The following is a 19,231-nucleotide window of genomic DNA, read 5'->3' as shown; positions in this document are numbered from 1 at the left end:
CCGCAACGCGCGGGTGGGCGGCTACCTGCTGCCGCAGGCCGGCACCGCGGTGAACGCCGGCGGCCCGCGCGTGTGCGTGCCGGTGCTCATGAGCGCCTACCCCGTGCCCACCAACTATGCGGGCGGCGACTACCACGTCGGCGCGTTCACTGACGACCAGCTCAAGGCGCGCTGGCGCACCTGCAAGGCCGAGCCGGACTGCTTCGCGCGCGTGAACGCGCAGATGCAGCGCTGGCTGCCGCCCAACAAGGCCCGCGCCACGCGCGTGACCGGCGCGGTCGATCCGGCCGGGCGCATCGATGCCGACAGCCCGAACGTCGACCTGAAACAGATCCGCCGCCCCGCCTTCTTCGCGAAGGCGCCCTACCGCGAAGGCATTGCCGAGGCCGACGCACGCACCCACATCGTCGAGTTCACCGTGCCGCGCGACACCTTCGAGCGGCTCGACCTGAAGCTCGCCGACCCGATCAGGCTGCGCGGCTGGTACCTCGAAGGCGCGGGCGTGGACGACGGGCGCGGCCGCAAGGTGCGTGCCCTCGCCGTCATGGCGGCGGGCGGCGGCGGGCAGCTCACGGCCCTCCAGCACCCGGACGAGGTGGCCTACCGCATCGAGGGTGCCAGCGGCAAGGCCGTGCCGGTGTCCTTCCCCAACGGCACCACCGAGGCCATGGGCCAGCGCTGGTGGCGCGAGAACCTGCACGCGCTGAACCAGGCCGGCTTCGACGTGCTGGCCTACGACCGGCGCGGCGAAGGCCTGTCGGGCGGCGTGAGCGACACCAACACGCTGGAGCAAGGCGAAGACGTGTTCCGCGTGCTCGCCCAGCTCGAGCACGGCCAGGGCCTGCGGGTGCTCACGCCCACGGGCCAGCTGCTCGAAGGCAACGCCGCGCGCGGCCGGCTGCTGGCGGGCCAGAAGGCCAGCGAGATTCCGCTGGTGCTGGGCGGCTACTCGCGCGGCTCCATGTCGACCGCCTGGGCCATGACGCGCAACTACGTGGCCGCCTGCAGCTTCGACATGCCCGTGCCCAACTGCACGCCGGCGCGCGGCTGGCGCAACATCCGCGGGGCGATCCTGCTGTCGTCGTTCGCCAGCGGCGCGGGCTACCTGCCCGACGCGCCCGACCTGGCCGACCGCAACCTGTTCCTGGGCGGCATGGCGGCGGACCACCACATCCTTTTCTATCCGAACTCCGCCACGCTCGCGGGCATGGACCGCTGGCCCGCCGCCTTCTTCGGCAAGGGCCTGTGGGACCGCGCCGAATCGCTCGAAGGCACCGTGGCCGCCTACAACCGCATCCGCGGCGTGAAGGAGATCGTGCTGTCGCGCGGCCCGCACGCCATCGAGACCTGGCCCGAGTCCGAGCGCCGCTACCTGCGCGAGCGCATGGTGGCCTACGCGAAGGTGGTGGTCGTCGGCGGGCGCACGGTGCCGGGCGCGCGGCCGTGGAAAGACTTCAAGTCGCTGGTCGCCACCACGCCCGATGTGTGGGAGCCCTCGTCACGTCCTGGCACAGGCCCCGGACGACAGCCCTGAGATCGACAGGCCACCGCCACAATGGCGGCCATGGACCTGCTCAAGACCCTCGGCCTCTTCATCGCGACCGCGCTCGCGGAAATCGTCGGCTGCTACCTGCCCTACCTGTGGCTCAAGCAGGGCCAGTCGGCCTGGCTGCTGCTGCCCGCCGCGCTGAGCCTGGCGCTCTTCGCGTGGCTGCTCTCGCTGCACCCGACCGCCGCCGGCCGCGTGTATGCGGCCTACGGCGGGGTCTACATCGGCGTGGCCATCCTGTGGCTCTGGGCCGTGGACAAGGTGACGCCTTCGGCCAGCGACTGGGTCGGCGTGGCCGTGTGCTTCGTCGGCATGGGCATCATCATGTTCGGGCCGCGCAGCGCGGCTTGAGGCGCGTGGCCGCGATGAACCTGCGCGACTGGGCGCGCCGCATCAAGCGCGACGCCGTCACCCTCTGGTTCGCCTGCCGCGACCCCGCCACGCCATGGCTTCCGAAGGCGCTGTGCTGGTTCACCGTGGCCTATGCGCTGAGCCCCATCGACCTGATTCCCGACTTCATTCCCGTGCTCGGCTACCTCGACGACGTGCTGCTGCTGCCCGTGCTGATCTGGCTCGCGGTGCGCCTGCTGCCGCCCGAGGTCATCGTGCGCAGCCGCGCGCGGGCCGAGGAATGGATGGCGCGCACGGGCAGCAAGCCGAAGAGCAAGGCCGGCATGGCCCTGGTCATCGGCATCTGGGTGCTGGTGGCGGCCGGGCTGGCCTGGTGGCTCTGGCCGCGCTGACGACAATCCGCTGGACATTCATCCTCTTCACAAGGAGCCGACGTGTTTTCCCATGTCTTCTTCAGCGTCTCCGATTTCGACCGCGCGCTGGCCTTCTACGACGCGGTGATGGACGGCCTCGGCCTGGAGCGCCGCTTCTGCGAGCCGGCGAAGCCCTGGGCGGGCTGGCACAGCGCGGGGCGCGCACGGCCCTTCTTCGTGATCTGCCAACCCCACGACGGCCGGCCGCACGACGCGGGCAACGGCCAGATGGCGGCGTTCACCGCCGGCACGCGGGCGATGGTCGATGCGGTGCACCGCATCGCACTCGCGCACGGCGGCACCTGCGAAGGCCCGCCGGGGCTGCGCACGCACTACCACCCCGACTACTACGGCGCGTACTTCCGCGACCCGGACGGCAACAAGCTGTGCGTCGTGTGCCACGACGCGGCGGGCTGAGCTTCTAGCTCGCGCGGCTGCGCGAACTCTTGCGCGGGCTCTCGGTGCGCGCCACGCGCGCGGCCTCGGCGGCGGCGTTCACCTGCTCGATCCACAGCAGCGCGTCGACATGCGCCATGAAGCGCTGCAGGTACTGCGGCGACAGGTCCCGCATCAGCGTGAGTGCGCGCTGCACCAGGTGGTGCGTGTTGAGCGGGCCGGCGTTCTTCGGCACCTTGGCGAGCGACTGCGTCACGCGCTGGTCGGCGGCGAGCTTGGACCAGGTGCCGCGGAAGTAGCTCAGCGTCTTGAGCTCGGGCGCCGTGGACAGGCTGGGCACGGTGTCGCCGTCGGTCGCCTCCGCGTCGGGCGGCGGCGGCAGCGGCGCGAGCTGGGCGATGTGGTTCATCAGCTCGGCGAGCGCGGTGTGCAGCGGCGCATCGGCCGGCGCTTCGGCCTCGGGTGCGACCTTCTCCAGATCGGCGCGGTAGGTCGCCATGAGGCTGGCCAGCCGCGCATCGAGCAGGCGCCGTGCCTCGCCCTCGTGCGCCGCCGCGCGCTGTGCCATCGCCGCGATGAAACGGAAGCGCACCGGGTCGAAGCAGTCATCGCCGCGCGCGCGCCAGGCGTCGAGCGCCGCGACGGGGTCGACCTGATCGTCCGGTGCGGCGTCGTTACTCACGGGGCTTCGCAGTGTCGGGGGCGTTCTTGGGCCGGGGCGTCGGCGCCATCTCCACGCGCCGGTTCTTCGCGCGGCCTTCGGCATCGCTGTTCGAGGCCACGGCCTGTTCGGCGCCGAAGGCGGCGGCGAACACCGACGACGAAGGCACGCCCTCTTCGATCAGTGCGCGCGTCACGGTGAGCGCGCGCTGGGCCGACAGCTCCCAGTTGTCGGCGAACAGGCGCGCGCCGTCGCGCATCTGCCGGTCGTCGGTGAAGCCGCTCACCATCAGGATCTCGTCGCGCGCCTTCAGGTAGGCGCCCAGCGGGCCGGCCAGGCTTTTCAGGAGTTGGCGGCCACCGGGTTGCAGGTCGGCGGAGTTGAAGGCGAACAGCACGCTGCCGCTGATGCCGATGCGGCCGTTGTTGAGCGTCACGCGGCCCGCGGCGAGCGGGCCGGCCAGCGCCTGTTCGAGTGCCTCGCGGCGCTGCGATTCGGCGCGGCGCTGCTGCACCTCGGTCTCGAGGCGGCTCGCCAGGTCCAGCTGCATGCCGAGCACGCACACCAGGATCAGCACGAACGCACCCAGCATGCCCGCCATCAGGTCGCCGAACACCGCCCACACGGGGACGGTCGGCTCCAGGCCGGCGTCGAGGTCGATCTCGTCGCGCACCATCTCAGGCCTCGCTGGTCACGGCGGTCTGGCGGCTGGCGAACTGCTGCAGGTCTTCGACGATCTGCTTTTGCGACATGATGCTCAGGTCGATCACCTCGCGCGCCTGCGCCACGTAGTAGGCCAGCTGCTCGTCGCTGCGCGCCAGCGACTTGCCCAGCGCACCTTCGATGCGCTGCAGGTGCGCCACCAGCTTGTCGTTCGATTCGCCGAAGCGCTGCACGGCAAAGCCGAAGGCCTCGCCCAAGCTCGCCACCTCGACCGCGCCGCCGGTGATCTGCGCCGCGATGCCGGCCATCTTCTCGGTCTCGCTCTCGACCTTCTCGGTGAAGCGGCTGCCCACGCGTTCCATCATGTCGGCCGAGGCCGTGACGAGCGCGTCGATGGCGCTGCGCTGTTCGGTCGAGGCGTGGTTCACCGCGCCCAGCAAGGTTTCGAGCGTGCCAAGGATGCGGCTGCGCTCTTCGAGCATGTCGTTGTCGCGCGCCATGCCGTCCGACAGTTTCTGGCGCAGCTCGGCGATCACGTCGGCCGCGGCCTTCGGTGCTTCGGCGGCCACCTGCAGCAGCTGCGCGACTTCGGCCACGGTCTGCTTGGCGTTGGCCTCGGCCTGCGCCGACATGTCACGCACGGTCTGCGCCAGCGTCTCGCTCATCTGCTGCTGCTGGCTCAGGCTGTGCGCGCCGGCTTGCTGCCATTCCTTCTGCAGCGAGGCGGCCATGGTCTCGAGCGAGCCGCTCCAGGCCGCGAGGCGCTGCGCGTCGCGCGTGGCGAGTTCGGTCTGCAGGTTGGCGTGCGCCTCGCGCACGGTGTCGAGCAGCGAGGCGGCGGCGCGGGGAGCGTCCGATGCGGCCTGCAGCAGCTGCGCGACTTCGGCGACGGTCTGCTTGGCATGCGCCTCGGCCTGCGCCGACACGTCGCGCGCGGCCTGCGCCAGCGTGTCGCTCAGTTGCTGTTGCTGGCTCAGCGTGTGCGCGCCGGCCTGTTGCCATTCCTTCTGCAACGACGCAGCCATGGCTTCGAGCGACTGGCTCCAGGCCGACAGGCGCTGCGCATCGCGCGCCGCCAGTTCGGTCTGCAGGCTGGTGTGCGCCTCGCCCACGGTGCGCAGCAGCGACACCGAATGCTGTTCGAAGGTGGCGGCAGCGGCGGCGAGCGCCTGGTGCGAATCGCCCGACAGTTTTTCGCTGACGCGCTGGTGCTGCGCGAGCGCGCTGCCCCAGGTGTCGGACACGCTGCCCACGGTGCTTTCGAGGCGGGCCGACACGCCGTCGACCAGCGCGGCCGAGCGCTGCTCGAAGGTTTCGGCAAAGCGTTCGAGCGTGCCGCGCAGGTCGCTCGACAGCGCCCCGCTCGCGCGCTCGTGTTCGGCAAGCGCGGCCTTCCAGGTGTCGGCCACGCCGGCGGTCGAGGCCTCGAAGCGGCCCGTGAGGCCTTCGAGCTGCCGTTCGACGGCCTGCGCCATGCCGCCCTGCAGCGAAGCGGCTTCACGCGCGATGCCGAGCATGGCCGCCTCGACCACGGGCTGGATCGTTGCGCCGGCGATGCGGGCGGTGTCGGTGAGGCTGTCCTTCAGCGAGCGATCGACGGAGGCGGCCAGCCCGCTGTACGCGGCTTCGGCCTTCTGGTGGAAGCTGTCCTGGCTGGCGACGAGGCGCTCGTTCTGCGCCTGGCCCTGCCGTTCCAGCGCGGCCATCATGGTCTGCAGCTGGCCGACCAGCTCGGGCATGACCTTCGCCACCGGCTGGATGGTTTCACCGGCAATGCGGGCGCTGTCGGCCAGGCTGTCCTTCAGCGAGCGATCGACCGAGGCGGCCAGCCCCGTGTACGCGGCTTCGGCCTTCTGGTGGAAGCTGTCCTGGCTGGCCACGAGGCGGTCGTTCTGCGCCTGGGTCTGGCGCTCCATCGCGGCCATCATGGTCTGCAGCTGGCCGACCAGTTCGGGCATCACCTTCGCCACGGGCTGGATGGTTTCGCCGGCGATGCGGGCGCTGTCGGCCAGGCTGTCTTTGAGCGAGCGGTCGACCGAGGCGGCGAGCCCCGTGTAGGCGGCTTCGGTCTTCTGGTGGAACTGGTCCTGGCTGGCGACGAGGCGTTCGTTGATCGACTGGCTCTGGCGGTCCATCGCGGCCACCATGGCCTGCAGCTGGTCGACCAGCGCGGGCATCGCGCGGGCCTGTTGCTGCATCAGCTTGAACGACTCTTCGCGGCGGTGCGCCAGCGAATGGCCGCGCAGCGACGTGGCGATGAGCGTGTCGAGCGACTGCCCGGCCAGCAGGCGTTCGCGCCGGCACAGCGCCGAGGCCAGGCCCAACATGGCCGATGCGGCCACGCCCGCCACCGAGGTGCCGAAGGCCAAGCCCAGGCCGCGCACGGGCGCCGACAGCGAGTTGCGGATGGCCTGCACGTCGGTCGCGCTTTCGAGCGCCAGCCCCGTGCCGTTGAGCGTGACCACCATGCCCAGGAAGGTGCCCAGCATGCCCAGCAGCACCAGCAGGCCCGCGAGGTACGGCGTGAGCGCGGGGCCCGGCAGGCCGACGCGCTCGCCTTCGATGCGCAGGCGCACCGCGTTGCGCAGCGAGGGATGCAGGCCGGCGAGCCAGTCGCCGAGGCTCGCCGGCGGCGCCGACAGGTCGTCCACCGCATGCGAGAGCGTGCCGGTGGCCTGGTGGAAGCGGTGCAACTCCAGCGCGCCCATCAGGTAGAACGCGCCGATCAGCGCCGTGATCACCAGGGCCAGCGGGTTGTGGCCGACATAGCTGGCACCGACCCAGCACACGACGGCCAGGCCCACGAGGAAGACGGCGTAATGGAAAAATCTGTTCATGGAAGCTTGTTGTCTCTTGTAGGGCGGCAGGCTAGCGGTCGCGAAGGGCTTCGAGCAGGCCTTCGACCGGTTGCATGCGAATGTCCAGCTCGGCCAGCAGCACGCTTTGCATGTCGCGGCCGAACACGTTCAGCCAGCCGCCGGCGGCAGTCGGTGGCGGCTGGGGGGTGTCGGGATTGGCGTCCTGCGCGGCCTGGTTGGCCTCACGCAGGCGCTTGAAGTGTTTCTCCAGCAGCGTCGGCACGCTCGCCAGCAGGCTGCGTTCGCGGGCGCCCACCACCTGTTCCAGGATGGCGTCCACCGCGGCCAGCCGGGCCAGCTCGGGCGAGCGGGTGGCGAGCCGGGCCCGCAGGCGCGCGCGCAGCGGTTCGATGGCCGTTTCCATGGCCTGCTGCCGCGCGAAGTAGCGGCGGCGGTACGGCGGAAAGTCGTCGTTCGCGCCCGGCAGCACCGAGGCCACGCCGCCGTCGGCATTGCCCTTGGCCAGCGCGGCCTTCAGGCGCGCGCACTCCTGCGCCTCCTCGGCGCCCTCGGACGCCCGGGCGCCGGACACGGCGACGCCCAGATCGGAATCCAAAGCTGCAGACAAGGAGATGGCGTCGGTCCAACTGAACCACTGACTCAAACGATCCGCGAGGGCTTGCCTGGATTCGGGAACGTCGATGTCACTCAATTGAGCGAGCAAGCGAGTGAGCGCCGAGCCGGTGAAGCCTGTGCGCCGTGACACTTGCACCATACCGCGAGAGAGGGAGAAAACCGGGCAGTTTACACCGGTCAACTGGCGGCTTTCCCTCTGTGAACTGGTGCACAGGAAGCGCGGGAGAAGTGAAACGGGGTGTGACCGAAACCGAGGAAATCGGGGCGCGAATACCTAAATCAGGTGAGTGTGCTTGTTTACATTTGTCGTAAGAATGAATACTTTCAATTCCCAGTAGCCGAAGAGCCGCAGAGCTTGGTCAGGGTGGGATCTGGACAGCATGGTCACTCTGACAAATGTCGTCGACTCATTCGGTTTCCGCCTGCCCCTGCCACCTTCAGGACATGGACCGCCAGCCGCGCAGAGGGTGGATGCGCCTGCTGCCCTGGCTGCGCCTGTACCGCTGCTCGAGTTGCAGCAAGATGCGGCTCCTGTCCAAGCAGAAGGTGGACAGCGCCCGCCTCCTGCATGCGGCCCAGGTGCGCGCACGCGGGGGCTGAGGGCGTCGGTTCCGATTTCCCTGCTATCATTTTTTCGTTCGCGCGCCCTGCGCGAACCGGGCCGAGGACGACCTCGGTCTTGCACCTTCACCTTGCAAGGGACGGCCCTTTCCTGACTTCTCGCGAAGTTTCGACATGGCCGCACTGCTCCCTTCCTGGCGCCTCGCCGCGCAACGCTTCTTCTCCCGTTTCCGCCGTCCTCCCGCTCGCGCCACCGTGCCGGATGCCTTCCGGCTGACGCTCGGCGCCGTGCGCCTGCACGTGCGCACGGGCCCGACCCGGCTGTCCTACCGCGCCGAATGCCCGCGCGCACGCGCCGCATCGGGGGCCGCGCGATGAACGATCTTGATCTGCACTGGCCCGCGCTGACCATGGCGGTGGCCCTGGCCTACGCCGCCTGGCATGCGCGCCGCGAAGGCTGCGAACCGCGCGACGTGAAAGCCCTGTGGACCGCCAGCGGGCTGAGCCTCGCTGGCAGCGGCCTGCTGGCCCTGGCTTCCCTCTTGATGTCGGAGTGACACGCCCATGACAACAACATCCTCCCCCGCCCGCCTCGTGCCGCCCGCCACCTGGGCCCTGATCGCCGCCGCCTGGCTCGTGGTCGGGCTCTTCGTCGCCTTCGGCGACCGCTGGCTGGCCGCGCCGATCAGCCCCGTGGTGGCCGGCTGCGTCTTCCTGGCGCTGTTCGTCACCATCCTGGCCGCCTCGTTCGGCGTGGTGCGCGAGGCGGACCACCTGGCGCACCAGCTGGGCGAGCCGTATGGCACGCTGATCCTGACGCTCTCGATCGTGTCGATCGAGGTGATCCTCATCGCCTCGGTGCTGCTGGGCCCGGGCGAGTTTCCGACCATCGGGCGCGACTCGATCTTCGCCGTGATGATGATCATCCTGAACCTCGTCATCGGCATCTGCCTGATCGCGGGTGCGGCCCGCCACGGCGACCAGGAATACAACGCGCAGGGCGCCGGCGCCTACCTGTCGATGATCGTGCTGCTGACCGGCACGGCGCTGGTGCTGCCCAACCACAGCTCGGGCGCGGGCGAGTTCACGCCGGTGCAGGCGATCGGCATGTCGGTGCTCACGGCCGTGCTGTATGGCGCCTTTCTCTGGATGCAGATGCGCAGCCACCAGCGCTTCTTCATCCAGCCGGCTCCGGGGCGGATGTCAGTGCGGGCGACCGCACCCTCGCCTGCCGCGCAGGCCGATCACGCCCGCCTGGACAAACGCGCCGTGGTCGTTCGCTCGCTGCTGTTGCTCGCGATGATCCTGCCCATCGTGCTGCTCGCGCACTACCTCGCGGTGGTCACCGACTACGGCATTGCCGCGGCCGGCGCGCCCGCGGCGGTGGGCGGCGTGCTCATCGCCATCATCGTGTTCACGCCCGAGTCGATCACCGCCGTGCGCGCCGCGATGAACAACGAGATGCAGCGCGCCATCAACCTGTGCCTGGGCGCCTTCGTCTCCACCGTCGGGCTCACGGTGCCGGCCGTGCTGGTCATCGGGCTGGTCACGGGCAAACAGGTGCTCATGGGCATCTCGGGCGCCGAAACCCTGCTGTTCGCGGTGACGGCGGTGCTGAGCCTGCTGAGCTTCAACGGGCAGCGCACCTCGCCGATCCAGGGGCTCATGCACCTGATGCTGTTTGCGGTGTACGGGATGCTGCTGTTCCTGCCCTGAGGCCGCGCAACCGGGTTACACCGCGGCCTGCGCCTCTGCCAAGGCGGGCGGACGCCCCGTTGAGGTACCTCACCCTCTCCGGGGCCTCCCCTGCCGGCGCCATGACCTCTCGCCACCCTCGTGCAGTGGCCCATTTATCCGCATGAAATCTAATGCAAATATAGTTACCAAATGTTAATGGAACAAGATTTCAATTGCATCTGAACACCAAAGTAGTAATGTGAACTCGTCACACGTTGTGGTCTCTGGCAAGAAAAATGTATTCCAAACTGTCACTGCCAAGCGCTCCCGTCCGTACCGCGATCTGTCGCGGTGCCTGACATGGTCCATGCACAGGATGCATCCCCATGCGAGTGCGCGGCTCCGCCCCCAGCATCGACGCCAGCCTGGCGGCGGATGCGCTCATGGTGGGACGCATGCGCCTCGTGCTGTCGATCTCGGCCCTGCTGGCGATCACGGTCGACGCCGCCGATAGCCACAACCAGGTTCCCGCCACGGTCTGGCTGGCCTTCCTCGGTTACATCCTTCACAGCCTGCTGATCCACGTCTGCACGGCGGTGGGCCGCCCTTACTTCCAGGGCCGGACCATCCACTGGTCCGACGTGCTGTGGTTCACGCTGATCGTGGCGGTGACCGACGGCACCCACAGCCTGTTCTTCCTTTTCTACTTCTTCGCCATCCTCACCTCCTCGTTCCGCTGGGGCTTCGAGGAAGGCGCCCGCGTGACGATCGCCTCGGTCGCCTCATTCACCGCCTGCGGGCTGGCCACGTGCACGGGCGACACGTCGCAGCTGCTGATGCGCACCGCCTTCCTGCTGGCGCTCGGGCACATGATCGTGTACTGGGGCGGCTCCAAGCTGGCGCTGCAACGGCGCCTGGCGCTGCTGGGCGACGTGAGCCAGCTGTCGAACCCGCGCTTCGGCGCCGGGCGCACCATCGCCCGCACGATGGAGCGCACACTGGCCTTCTTCCGGGCCAGCCATTGCATCCTGCTGACGCGCGACCTCGCCACCGGCACCTGGCTGTTGCGCACGCTGCGCGAGGACGACACCTGCGAGCAGGTGAGCATCGAGACCATCGGCCGCCTCGCGGAATCGCCGCTCATGGCCCTGGCGCCCGACAGCGTCGTGCTCAGCAACCGCCTGCCCTGGCCGCTGAACCACCTGCGCGCGCAGCACCGTGTCTTCGAAGCGGGCACTACCGCGTGGCGCAGCGCCGACGAAGCCGGCGCTGCGCACTGCACCACCATCGCCGCCCTGCTGGAGGCGCGGGCCTTCATCAGCGCGCCGCTGCCGATGCGCCTGGGCGAAGGCCGGGTGTTCATCTCGTCGCGCGACGGGCGGCTGGGCAAGTCCGACGCGCTGTTCCTCGCCCACCTCATGGAACAGATCTTCCCGGTCATCGAGACCATCGAGGTGCTCGACCGCATGGCCTCCGAAGCTGCGTCGACGGAGCGCCTGAAGATCGCGCTCGACCTGCACGACACCGCCATCCAGCCCTACATCGGCCTGCGCATGGGCCTGTGCGCGCTGCGCAAGCGGGCCGCCGCCGACAACCCGCTGCGCGAAGACCTGGACAAACTCGCGGACGTGGCCGACGGCGTGATCGCCGACCTGCGCCGCTACGCCGGCGAAGTCAGGCACGGTGCGAACGACGATCCCGGCGGGCTCGTGCGACCCCACCTGGAGCGCCAGGCCGCGCGGATCAAGGGCCTGTACGGCATCGACATCGACATCGTGATGGCCGTCGACGGTCCGCTGCACCTGGACGACCGCGTGACCGCGGAGCTGCTGCAGATGGTGAGCGAAGGGCTGAACAACATCTGCAAGCACACCCATGCGCGCCACGGCAGCGTGCGCATCGATTGCAAGAACGGCCAGCTGGCGTTGTGCATCGAGAACGACGCCTGCCAGGAAAGCTTCACCGCCTTCCACCCCCGCTCCCTCACCGAGCGCGCCGCGGCCCTGGGCGGCCAGGCGCATGTCGACCGATGCGCGAATGGCGGCACGGCGGTGCGGATCGAAATCCCGATCTGACCGCCCGCCGCAGACACAGGAAGGAGTCCGTCATGCAAACCCTCGACCATCCCGACCATCCCATTGCCGTGCTGCTCGTGGACGACCACAAGACCATGCTGTGGGGCCTGTCGAAGCTGATCGACGGCGAGCAACCGCGCATGAAGGTGGTCGGCACGGCCAGCTGTTGCGACGAAGCGGTGGCCACGGCGCAAAGCCTCGCGCCCGATGTCATCGTGCTCGACCTCGACCTGGACGGCCACAGCGCGCTGGACATCCTGCCCCGGCTGCTGACCAACGAGGTGTCGCGCGTGATGGTGCTGACGGCCGAGAAAGAACAACGCACGCTCGACCTGGCCATACTGCGCGGCGCGCGCGGCGTGGTGGGCAAGGACGCGTCGGCGCAGCAGCTGCTCGACGCCATCGAGCGCGTGTTCCGTGGCGAGCTGTGCGTCGACGCGCAGACCATGGGCCGTGTCTTCTCCGAACTCACGTCGGCCAGGAAGCCGCCGAAGGCCGACCCCGACACGGCGCGCCAAGCCACGCTGACGCACAAGGAGCGCGAGATCATCCGGATCGTCGCGACGGGCTGCGGCGCCTCCAACAAGGCGCTGGCCGAGCGTGCCTTCGTCACCGAACACACGCTGCGCAACCACCTGTGCGCGATCTACCAGAAGCTGGGCGTCACGAACCGGCTCGAGCTGTACATCTACGCGATCAAGCACCAGCTCGACACGCTGGCCTCCTGAAGCGCTGCGGCGGCGCCTGCTGCGCGCCGCGTGCGCCGCCCCTTACTGATGCCCGGTCAGCATCGGCCCGATCATCCGGATCACGCGGATCGCCGCCGGCGTCAGGATCACGAGCGAGATGCACGGGAAGATGCACAGCACCAGTGGCAGCAGCATCTTGGTCGGCACCTTCGCCGCCAGCTCCTCGGCGCGCACCTGGCGCTTGTGGCGCAGGTCGTCCGAGAACACGCGCAGCGACTCCCCGATGCTGGTGCCGAAGCGGTCCGCCTGGGTCAGCATGGTGGCGAAGGTGCCTATTTCTTCCACGCCCGTGCGCAGCGCCAGGTTGCGCAGCGACTTCTCGCGTGTGCCGCCGGCGCGCATTTCCAGGTTGGTCCAGTGCAGTTCCTGTGCGAGCGCCCGGCTCTTGATCTGGATTTCTTCCGTGACCTTGGCCAGCCCGGCGTCCAGCCCGAGCCCCGCCTCCACGCACACCAGCATGAGGTCGGCGGCATCGGGAAAGTTCTCGAAGATCTCGCGGCGCCGCGTGCGGATGCGAAGGTACAGCAGCGCGTTGGGCAGGTAGCAGCCGGCCAGCGCCGCCAGCGCCAGCCACAGCAGCATCGTCATGCCGCCCGCCGAACCCGCCGCGCGCAGCATGAGGAACGCGACGGCCGCGAAGCCCAGCGGCAGCAGCGTCTTCAGGCCGAAGTAGATGAGGTACGCATCCGGGTGGCGGATGCCGGCATTGAGAAAGCGCACGCGCATCGGCGACAGGTCGGCGTCGCCGGTCGGCGACGACAGCTGCGCGAACGGCCCGACGAGCTTGACGGCGGTCTCGGTCCAGGCCGACTTGCCGGACGGCATCGCCACCGCCTGCAGCCGCTGCGCGGTGCGCGACGGGGAGAACCACACCGCCAGGCCGATGACCGTCAGCGACACGGACAGAAAAACCAGGATGGGGAACAACATGGCCATGACGCTTCTCCTTCAGACGTGAATCTTCACGATCTTGCGCAGCAGCACGATGCCCACGAGCATCAGCACCAGCATGTAGCGCAGCACCGTCTGGCCGATCGGGTCGGTCCACAGCGGCGACATGAACTCGGGATTGAAGATGTTCATGAGTGCCGCCAGGGCGAACGGCATGATGCCCAGGATCCAGGCCGACAGCCGCCCTTCCGACGACAGCACCCGCACCCGCGCGAGCAGCTTGAAGCGCGCGCGGATGAGCTGGCTCAGGTTGCCCAGCACCTCGGTCAGGTTGCCGCCCGAATCGCGCTGGATCAGCACCGACACCACGAAGTAGCGCAGGTCGGTGAGCGGCACGCGCTCGCTGAGGTTGGTCAGCGCCTGCTGCAGCGAGACGCCGAAATTCACCTCGTCGGCCACCAAGCGGAACTCGCTCGCGATCGGGTCGGGCATTTCCTCGCCGATCATCTGCACGCCGCTGGCAAAGGAATGGCCCGCGCGCAGGGCGCGCGTCACGAGGTCCAGCGCGTCCGGCAGCTGCTTTTCGAGGCGATCCAGACGGCGGCTGCGCTGATGCTGCAGGTACAGGATGGGAAGCACCGCCGCCGCGGCCCCGGCCAGCAGCGCCAGCCACACGGGCTGGTGCGCCAGCCACACGGCGAAGAACGCGAACGCACCGAGTGCACCGCAGGCCAGCAGAAAACTCGACACCGTCCAGTCCAGCCCCGCCTGCAGGATGAAGCGGTCCAGCCGGTGCGCCCGCGGCAGCGCCAGCAACTGGCGCTGCATCCACGGCATGTCGCTGAGCATGCGTTCCTTGGCGAGATGGGCCTGCGGCGTGCGGTCGACCGCGGCGGACATCGCCTGCAGCCGCTTCTCGATCTTGCGCGCGCCGGGCCCCTTGTAGGACCGCCACAGCAGGTAGAACCCCTCGATCATGAGCAGCGCGGTCACGAAGACCAGCACCGTGACCGTGACCAGCGTGTCACCCCCCAGGTTGTCGAACATGGCGCGCTCCTATTCGTAGTGCTTTTCGGGATCGAAGATGCTGTCGGGCAGCTCCACGCCGTACGCGTGCAGCCGCTCCATGAACTTCGGCCGCACGCCGGTCGCATGGAAATGGCCGCGCACCTGGCCGTCGGGGCTCATGCCCGTCTGATGGAAGGTGAAGATCTCCTGCATGGTGACGATCTCGCCCTCCATGCCGGTGATCTCCTGGATGCTCGTGACCTTGCGCCGCCCGTCGATCAGCCGCAGCACCTGGACGACCACCGTGATCGCCGAGGCGATCTGCTGGCGCACCGTGCGGTGGGGCAGGTTCAGGTTGGCCATGCCGATCATGTTTTCCAGCCGGGCCAGCGCATCGCGCGGCGTGTTGGCGTGGATGGTCGTGAGCGAGCCTTCGTGGCCGGTGTTCATCGCCTGCAGCATGTCGACCGCCTCGGCGCCGCGCACCTCGCCGATCACGATGCGGTCGGGCCGCATGCGCAGCGCATTGCGCACCAGCGCGCGCTGCGTGATCTCGCCCTTGCCTTCGATGTTCGTCGGCCGCGTCTCCATGCGCGCGACATGCGGCTGCTGCAACTGGAGCTCGGCCGCATCCTCGATGGTGATGATGCGCTCGGACTCCGGAATGAAGCCCGAGAGAATGTTCAGCAGCGTGGTCTTCCCTGCCCCGGTGCCGCCCGAGATCAGCATGTTGACCTTGGCCTGGGCCAGGCCTTCGAGCATCTGTGCCATCGGCGGCGTGAGCGACTTGAGATCGTTCACGAGGTTGTTCATGCGCAGCGGGATCTTCGCGAAACGGCGGATCGACATCATCGGCCCGTCCAGCGCCACCGGCGCAATGACGGCGTTGACCCGCGAACCGTCGGGCAGCCGCGCATCGACCATGGGGCTGGACTCGTCGATGCGGCGCCCGACCAGCGAGACGATCTTGTCGATGATGCGCAGCAGGTGTTTCTCGTCGGTGAAGCTGACGTTGGTCAGCTCCAGCCGGCCCCGCCGCTCCACGTAGATGCTGGTGGGCGAGTTGACCAGGATGTCCGACACGGTCGGGTCGGCCATCAGCAGCTCGATCGGGCCGAAGCCCAGCATCTCGTGCTGGATGTCGCGGATCAGCGTGCGCCGCTCGATGTCGTTGAGCGCCTCGGGCTCTTCCTGCAGCAGCCGCCCGACCATGGTCGAGATTTCCTGCCGCAGGGCATCGGGCTGGAGGGTTTCGAGCGCCGCCAGGTCGAAGCGGTCCAGCAGCTTCAGGTGCATGCGCTCCTTCAGCAGCTTGTAGGTGTCCGAGGCGAAAGGCGACGCGGTCAGCTCGACGACCGGCCCCGCCGGCCGCGCGCTGGCATCGCTGTCGATCGCATTGAGTTGTTCCCTGAATGACATGTTGGCACCTCCGCCTGGGTATTGATGGGAATCCGCCCTGTCGTCTCAGGCACGGCGGAACAGCCGCCCCATGAAGCCGGGCGTTGCCTCCGGCCGCGGGCTGAGGGTGTGGGCGATATCGTCGAGGCGCTTGGCGAGCGCGCTGCCGCGCGACATCTCCGCCAGCGGCACGCCGCGGTTGATCGACGCATCGACGTCCTTGCCGCCGTCCGGCACCGTCGTGAACGTCGCGCCGGGCAGCGACCGGCGCATGTCCGACAGCCCGATCTCGCCGCCGCCGGTGCTGCGGTTCACCAGCAGCTCGACCTTGCCGGCGGCGTAGCCGAGCGACTTGAACACCTGCATCAGGCGCGTCACGTTGCGGATGTGCGGCAGGCTGGTCTGCATCACGGGAAAGATGCGCTCCGCGCGGTCGAGCACGCGCAGCGTGAGCGTGTCGATGCGCGGGCCGAGGTCGAAGATCACGAAGTCGTACTGTGCGAGCGCCACCTGCAGGATGGCGTCGATGTGCTCGGCCTTGACGTCCATCGCGCGCGCCAGGTCCTCGGGCGCGGGCAGGATGCTGTAGCTGGGCGACACGCGCACCACGCTCGCCGCCAGCAGCGAGGCGTCGAGGCGCCCGATGTCGCGCGCCACGTCGGCCATCGTCGCGGTCGGGCGCAGGTCGCTCACGTACGACAGCGCATCGCCGAACTGCAGGTTCAGGTCGATCAGCAGCACCGAGCGCTCGCGCGACAGCTGGTGCGCGACGTTGGTCGCAAGAAAGGTCGCGCCGCTGCCGCCCTTGCAGGGCATGAACGCCACCACCCGCCCGGGGCTGCGCGCCTGCGAACCGGCCATCTTGATCGCGATGCGATCCACCGCGGCCTCGAGCGCGGCAGTGTCGGCGGGCGACGGCAGCACCTCGCGCACGCCGGCGCGCATCGCGTGGATCAGGAACTCGGGCGTCTGCATCGCGCACAGCAGCACCACCGCCACCGCCGGATGCCGCAAGGTCAGGGCCTCCACCAGCGAGAGCTCCTGCGGGTCGCAGCACATGCCGTCGACCAGCAGCAGGTCGGGTGCGACCTTGTCGACGACCGCCTGCATCCGGCTCTTGCCGCCTTCGAAAAGCGAGACGGCATGGCCGCGCGGCTCCAGCACCTTGCGCATGTCCTGCAGGTGGTTCGGATTGGGGGAAACGATGGCGATCTTCATGGTCATGGTCGTGTCCGGTGTGTTGCTAGGAGCAGACGGCGTTGCTGTTCGGGTCCTGCCCCATGATTTCGCGCGGCAGATAGGTGGAAAAACCCGGCATCGGGATCGGAGAACGAGTTCCGAATCCGATGGGCGAAATCCATTGGTAGTCGAGATCGACGATGCGGACGTTCACGCCGCTGCAATTGGCGGAAGTACAGGTCGCGCTGATGCTGCCTGCCGCGTCGTACCAGTCGACACTGACATTGGCTGCCGTCAATTGGGGCAGGAATTTCTGCATGTTGGAAAGCACGACCGTGGCGTTTCGGTCGCACACGACGGCCGCACGCGCACCCCAGCGCGTCGCTTCGGCGGCTGCGTTCCACGTCCACAACATACGCACGAAATCCATGATGCCCAGCAGGAAGGTCAGGAAGAACATCAGGACCAGCGCGAACTCCACCGCGGTCGCACCCATCTGTCTTGTTCGATTCATGATTGACCTCGCATGGTGGCGCTGATATCCCCGAAGGGAATTTCTCCGTTCGCATCACCAAAACCAAGCCCGAACGCGCCGGTGAGCAGCGGGCGGAACTTGTATCCCGTGACCTTGATGGTCACGGTATTGATGGCCGGGCCGCTGCCCTTGAATTGCCAGGTCGGGGCGGGGACGTGAGAAGTGGTGAGGCCCAGGACCAATGGCGAGCCGCTACCTCCCGGGTTGCCATAGACCACCAGGTTCCTGGCCGTCGTGATCTTGGAGGGATCCGTGGTTGCGATCGACGGGTCCTGGGTGGACAGATAGCGAGAGGCGTCGCGCAGCGATTTCGCGATGGTGTTGTACTGGTACAGCGCCCGCCCGAATTCGGTCGTGATGAACGTCAGGATGAGCAGCAAGGGAAGAATCAGGGCGAATTCGACCAGTGCCACGCCGTTCTGCTTCTTTTTCATGCCAGCTCCTACTGAACGAGCGTCGGGACCCGGGGCCCGTTTGTGCCGCCGGCCAAACCCGCGGTGGCGCAAGGACTGCCGTCGAGCGTCGCATCGCCAATGAACTCGAGCCACATCTTCGACTTCTTTCCGCTTGCATTCTTTTCCAGCGGATGCAGCATCAGCATGCAGCTGAAACCCTTGAGCGTGATCGACGGGCAGTCGACCACCGCAGTCGTGACCACACGTCGATTGGCACCCTTGGTGTAGTCGGTGGCATTGAAATTTCCCTGAGTCTTGAGGTTCTTGGTGTCGGGGTTCTTGTTGTCCCCTTCGTAAGGCGCAAATGAATTGCGCTTGGCAGTAAATCCGTTCGAGCCGGCGTCGTCATACCTGCCTGGCTTCACGGCGGCAGCGCTGTCGGCATACCAGGCGTACCCGGTCTGATCGGGAATGGCAGTCGCGGCGTTGAGGCTGCCCTGATAGATGCCGAAGCGGGTATTCCACGCGGCAACCGCTCCATTGGTCTTGCCTGCCTTGCCGACGTTTGTACCCATACCGGGAAGACCGCATTGCCCACTGCTGGTCAGGAGATCCTTGATCTCGCGCGCCCCACCGCCGCTGCCGGTGAAATCCACCCAGTGGAACTGACCGGACTCCACATCGTCGTTGTCATTGGTCACGCCCTCGACCCATTCCCCTCGCGTGAACCCCCAGCCGGGGGCGGTGGATTTTTGGCAGATACCGACGGGAATGAGGCAATTGGACTGGGACGGAGCCCTGGTGGCAACGGCGACTGCGGCCACGCTGTGCGATGCCCCATAAGTAGCACTTCCGCTGAACGCGCCCAGGGCATTGAGAATCCAAGGCGCGATGCCCGACTTCGTATGCAGGCACTTGGCGTACCTGGCATTCGCTATGGGCGTAAAGGTATGGCTGTAGGTGCCGATCAGCGAGTCGCTGAACACGATATCGGTCTGGGCGATGCCGGTCGCCCCACCCTGAAAATTGATCTTGTTGAGATCGGCCGCGGTCTTTCCTGCGCTGGTGGCACGCGTCAACGCATCGCTGGCGCCGTCGAGCTCCTGCGCGGCAGACAGGGCACAACTGTCCATGGCGGTCTGCAACTCCGTTTTCACGATGAAGAGGCGACCGAAGTCCAGTGCGATGCCCATGAACCCGAGGAGGAACAGCAGGACCAGAGCGACGGTGACGATTACCGCGCCGCCTTGGCTGTGGCCGGAAGTGTGGACTTTCATGATCGGCTTCCTGTGTGTG

The 19,231-nt window shown here is 68.1% G+C and carries 21 protein-coding genes; 10 read left to right on the top strand and 11 right to left on the bottom strand.

Annotation, left to right across the window (positions count from 1 at the left end; all coding sequences use genetic code 11):
- From VBO01S_RS32655 to VBO01S_RS11720, 4 genes are all read left to right on the top strand, one after another.
- A partial coding sequence (locus VBO01S_RS32655) for an alpha/beta fold hydrolase (protein ID WP_062474200.1) occupies positions 1-1,534 on the top strand: 1,534 nt, incomplete at its 5' end.
- Positions 1,535-1,564: 30 nt separating this feature from the next.
- Positions 1,565-1,900, top strand: coding sequence for a YnfA family protein (locus tag VBO01S_RS11730; RefSeq protein ID WP_062474197.1), 336 nt, complete (start codon positions 1,565-1,567; stop codon positions 1,898-1,900).
- 14 nt (positions 1,901-1,914) lie between these two features.
- Entirely contained in the window at positions 1,915-2,292 is a 378-nt protein-coding gene (locus tag VBO01S_RS11725; protein ID WP_062474186.1) for a YkvA family protein, read from the top strand.
- A 42-nt stretch (positions 2,293-2,334) separates the two neighbouring features.
- Positions 2,335-2,730, top strand: coding sequence for a VOC family protein (locus VBO01S_RS11720; RefSeq protein ID WP_062474184.1), 396 nt, complete (start codon positions 2,335-2,337; stop codon positions 2,728-2,730).
- Between the two features lie 4 nt (positions 2,731-2,734).
- Here VBO01S_RS11720 and VBO01S_RS11715 read toward each other — a convergent pair whose 3' ends face one another.
- Genes VBO01S_RS11715 through VBO01S_RS11700 form a run of 4 tightly spaced genes read right to left on the bottom strand, consistent with a single transcriptional unit; the run spans position 2,735 to position 7,606 of the window.
- Positions 2,735-3,391, bottom strand: coding sequence for a DUF2894 domain-containing protein (locus VBO01S_RS11715; RefSeq protein ID WP_255221104.1), 657 nt, complete (start codon positions 3,389-3,391; stop codon positions 2,735-2,737).
- Positions 3,384-4,046, bottom strand: coding sequence for an OmpA family protein (locus VBO01S_RS11710; RefSeq protein ID WP_062474181.1), 663 nt, complete (start codon positions 4,044-4,046; stop codon positions 3,384-3,386). The genes VBO01S_RS11715 and VBO01S_RS11710 overlap by 8 nt, the downstream gene beginning before the upstream one ends.
- 1 nt (position 4,047) lies before the next feature.
- Positions 4,048-6,870 (bottom strand): DUF802 domain-containing protein, encoded by a 2,823-nt coding sequence (locus VBO01S_RS11705; protein WP_062474179.1) that lies wholly within the window; start codon positions 6,868-6,870, stop codon positions 4,048-4,050.
- 31 nt (positions 6,871-6,901) lie between these two features.
- Complete coding sequence (locus VBO01S_RS11700) at positions 6,902-7,606, bottom strand: DUF3348 domain-containing protein (protein WP_062474177.1); 705 nt, start codon at positions 7,604-7,606, stop codon at positions 6,902-6,904.
- A gap of 305 nt (positions 7,607-7,911) precedes the next feature.
- Between VBO01S_RS11700 and VBO01S_RS32385 the strand changes: the two genes are divergently transcribed.
- From VBO01S_RS32385 to VBO01S_RS11680, 6 genes are all read left to right on the top strand, one after another.
- Complete coding sequence (locus VBO01S_RS32385; protein ID WP_157627350.1) at positions 7,912-8,067, top strand: hypothetical protein; 156 nt, start codon at positions 7,912-7,914, stop codon at positions 8,065-8,067.
- Between the two features lie 135 nt (positions 8,068-8,202).
- Positions 8,203-8,406: a hypothetical protein gene (locus VBO01S_RS32380; RefSeq protein ID WP_157627349.1), complete on the top strand. Its 204-nt coding sequence runs from the start codon at positions 8,203-8,205 to the stop codon at positions 8,404-8,406.
- Positions 8,403-8,585, top strand: a complete 183-nt coding sequence (locus VBO01S_RS11695) for a hypothetical protein (RefSeq protein ID WP_157627348.1) — start codon at positions 8,403-8,405, stop codon at positions 8,583-8,585. The genes VBO01S_RS32380 and VBO01S_RS11695 overlap by 4 nt, the downstream gene beginning before the upstream one ends.
- A gap of 7 nt (positions 8,586-8,592) precedes the next feature.
- Entirely contained in the window at positions 8,593-9,744 is a 1,152-nt protein-coding gene (locus tag VBO01S_RS11690) for a calcium:cation antiporter (protein ID WP_062474173.1), read from the top strand.
- A gap of 347 nt (positions 9,745-10,091) precedes the next feature.
- Entirely contained in the window at positions 10,092-11,780 is a 1,689-nt protein-coding gene (locus VBO01S_RS11685; RefSeq protein ID WP_062474171.1) for a sensor histidine kinase, read from the top strand.
- Between the two features lie 32 nt (positions 11,781-11,812).
- Positions 11,813-12,508 carry a response regulator gene (locus VBO01S_RS11680; protein WP_062474169.1) on the top strand — a complete coding sequence of 232 codons (696 nt, stop codon included), beginning with the start codon at positions 11,813-11,815 and terminating at the stop codon, positions 12,506-12,508.
- Between the two features lie 42 nt (positions 12,509-12,550).
- Here the strand turns inward: VBO01S_RS11680 and VBO01S_RS11675 are convergent, their stop codons facing one another.
- From VBO01S_RS11675 to VBO01S_RS11645, 7 genes are read right to left on the bottom strand one after another with little or no spacing between them, the layout of a single operon-like run.
- Positions 12,551-13,465 (bottom strand): type II secretion system F family protein, encoded by a 915-nt coding sequence (locus VBO01S_RS11675; protein WP_062474167.1) that lies wholly within the window; start codon positions 13,463-13,465, stop codon positions 12,551-12,553.
- Positions 13,466-13,477: 12 nt separating this feature from the next.
- Positions 13,478-14,467 carry a type II secretion system F family protein gene (locus VBO01S_RS11670; protein WP_062474165.1) on the bottom strand — a complete coding sequence of 330 codons (990 nt, stop codon included), beginning with the start codon at positions 14,465-14,467 and terminating at the stop codon, positions 13,478-13,480.
- A 9-nt stretch (positions 14,468-14,476) separates the two neighbouring features.
- Positions 14,477-15,847, bottom strand: a complete 1,371-nt coding sequence (locus VBO01S_RS11665; protein WP_062474163.1) for a TadA family conjugal transfer-associated ATPase — start codon at positions 15,845-15,847, stop codon at positions 14,477-14,479.
- 45 nt (positions 15,848-15,892) lie between these two features.
- Positions 15,893-17,050: a CpaE/TadZ family protein gene (locus VBO01S_RS11660; RefSeq protein ID WP_255221103.1), complete on the bottom strand. Its 1,158-nt coding sequence runs from the start codon at positions 17,048-17,050 to the stop codon at positions 15,893-15,895.
- A 19-nt stretch (positions 17,051-17,069) separates the two neighbouring features.
- Positions 17,070-17,519 carry a TadE/TadG family type IV pilus assembly protein gene (locus VBO01S_RS11655; protein WP_062474161.1) on the bottom strand — a complete coding sequence of 150 codons (450 nt, stop codon included), beginning with the start codon at positions 17,517-17,519 and terminating at the stop codon, positions 17,070-17,072.
- Complete coding sequence (locus tag VBO01S_RS11650; protein ID WP_062474159.1) at positions 17,516-17,974, bottom strand: TadE/TadG family type IV pilus assembly protein; 459 nt, start codon at positions 17,972-17,974, stop codon at positions 17,516-17,518. The genes VBO01S_RS11655 and VBO01S_RS11650 overlap by 4 nt, the downstream gene beginning before the upstream one ends.
- 8 nt (positions 17,975-17,982) lie before the next feature.
- The gene (locus VBO01S_RS11645) at positions 17,983-19,212 is read right to left on the bottom strand and encodes a pilus assembly protein TadG-related protein (protein ID WP_062474157.1); all 1,230 of its coding nucleotides are present in this window, start codon (positions 19,210-19,212) and stop codon (positions 17,983-17,985) included.
- Positions 19,213-19,231 lie beyond the last annotated feature (19 nt).

It is taken from the genome of Variovorax boronicumulans NBRC 103145, from assembly GCF_001591345.1.
GTDB classification, from domain to species: domain Bacteria; phylum Pseudomonadota; class Gammaproteobacteria; order Burkholderiales; family Burkholderiaceae_C; genus Variovorax; species Variovorax boronicumulans.
Note: the sequence above shows the minus strand (reverse complement) of the source record. Positions and strands in the feature narration are given on the sequence as shown.